The organism is Herbiconiux daphne (assembly GCF_024979295.1).
Classification (GTDB): domain Bacteria; phylum Actinomycetota; class Actinomycetes; order Actinomycetales; family Microbacteriaceae; genus Herbiconiux; species Herbiconiux daphnes.
In genome coordinates this window covers 1-627 of sequence record NZ_JANLCJ010000508.1, presented here as the reverse complement: position 1 = coordinate 627, position 627 = coordinate 1, and the positions used below count along the sequence as shown (strand labels likewise).

Genomic DNA, 627 nt, shown 5'->3' with positions numbered 1-627 from the left:
GCCAAGTTGCTCCTCAAAGACTACAAGGCTTTGTACTACACAACCAAGCGTCACACTCAACAGGACAACCGATTCCGCATCATGCTGCCCATTAACTATGAGCTGCAACTGGATGCGAAAGAGTACAAAGAGTTCATGCAGAACGTAATCGAAGGATTGCCGTTCGAAGTGGACGAGTCCTGTAGCCATCGTTGCAAGAAGTGGCTGACCCATCCCGGTCACTACGAGTATACCGATGGCGAAGTATTCGATGTGCTCCCATACATTCCTAAAACCAGTAAAAACGAAGAGCGTAAGAAACTCCTCGATGACCAACAGTCACTGGACAATCTGGAACGTTGGGTGCTCAACAATACTGGTGATGGTAATCGCAATAACATGCTGCTCAAGTACGCCATGATTCTCGTTGACGGAGGGTTTGCGTTAGACGTAGTTCGTACCAAGCTCCTCGACCTCAACGATAAGTTGCCGGGCAAACTGGAGCATAGTGAAATTGATGGTTCCATCATGATCACTGTAGCGAAACGTCTACAGAAACCTTGAGGTAAGCATGTCCGATATTAAGTTATACCAATGTCACAAGCAGGTTCACGCTAAGCCGATGACTCTCGGTGAGTTCAAGATTCA

At 47.2% G+C, this 627-nt stretch carries 1 protein-coding gene; it reads left to right on the top strand.

Annotation, left to right across the window (positions count from 1 at the left end; translation table 11 throughout):
* The coding region (locus N1032_RS26130; protein ID WP_259543551.1) for a hypothetical protein at positions 1 to 543 on the top strand (543 nt) is incomplete at its 5' end.
* Positions 544 to 627: the final 84 nt, after the last annotated feature.